This window comes from Streptomyces sp. NPDC002845, from assembly GCF_053591955.1.
In genome coordinates this window covers 1-1,017 of the sequence record NZ_JBSFUU010000265.1, presented here as the reverse complement: position 1 = coordinate 1,017, position 1,017 = coordinate 1, and the positions used below count along the sequence as shown (strand labels likewise).

1 pseudogene is annotated in these 1,017 nt (G+C 69.5%); it reads left to right on the top strand.

The annotated features are described in order from the left end of the window. A pseudogene (locus ACWD3C_RS48770) lies at nucleotides 1–1,017 on the top strand (alpha-1,4-glucan--maltose-1-phosphate maltosyltransferase); the annotation flags it as partial.

The following is a 1,017-nucleotide window of genomic DNA, read 5'->3' as shown; positions in this document are numbered from 1 at the left end:
GTTGCCGCTGCTGGTGGAGCGGGAGCGGGCGTTGTACGGCTCCTGGTACGAGTTCTTCCCGCGTTCCGAGGGCACCCCCGAGCGCCCGCACGGCACGTTCCGTACCGCCGCGCGCCGGCTGCCCGCGATCGCCGCGATGGGCTTCGACGTGGTCTACCTGCCGCCTGTCCACCCCATCGGCACCACCTTCCGCAAGGGCCGCAACAACAGCCTCTCCCCCGGCCCGGACGACGTCGGGGTGCCCTGGGCGATCGGCTCCCCCGAGGGCGGCCACGACGCGATCCACCCCGCGCTGGGCACGCTCGACGACTTCAACGCCTTCGTCGCCCGGGCGCGCGGGCTGGGCCTGGAGATCGCCCTCGACTTCGCCCTGCAGTGCTCCCCGGACCACCCCTGGGTACAGAAACATCCGGAGTGGTTCCACCACCACCCCGACGGCACCATCGCCTACGCGGAGAACCCGCCGAAGAAGTACCAGGACATCTACCCCCTCGCCTTCGACGCCGACATGCCCGGCCTGGTCGCGGAGACGCTGCGGGTGCTCAGGTTCTGGATCGGCCACGGGGTGCGGATCTTCCGCGTGGACAACCCGCACACCAAGCCGGTCGTGTTCTGGGAGCGGGTGATCGCGGACATCAACCGCACCGACCCGGACGTGATCTTCCTGGCGGAGGCGTTCACCCGGCCGGCGATGATGCACACCCTGGCCGCGATCGGCTTCCAGCAGTCGTACACCTACTTCACCTGGCGTACCTCCAAGCAGGAGCTGACGGAGTACCTGACCGAGCTGTCGGGAGAGGCGGCCGCGTACATGCGGCCGAACTTCTTCGTGAACACCCCCGACATCCTGCACGAGTACCTGCAGCGCGGCGGGCGGCCGGCGTTCCAGGTGCGGGCGGTGCTGGCGGCGACCCTGTCGCCGACGTGGGGGGTGTACTCCGGCTACGAGCTGTGCGAGAACACCCCGCTGCGGACGGGGAGCGAAGAGTACCTGGACTCGGAGAAGTACCAACTCCG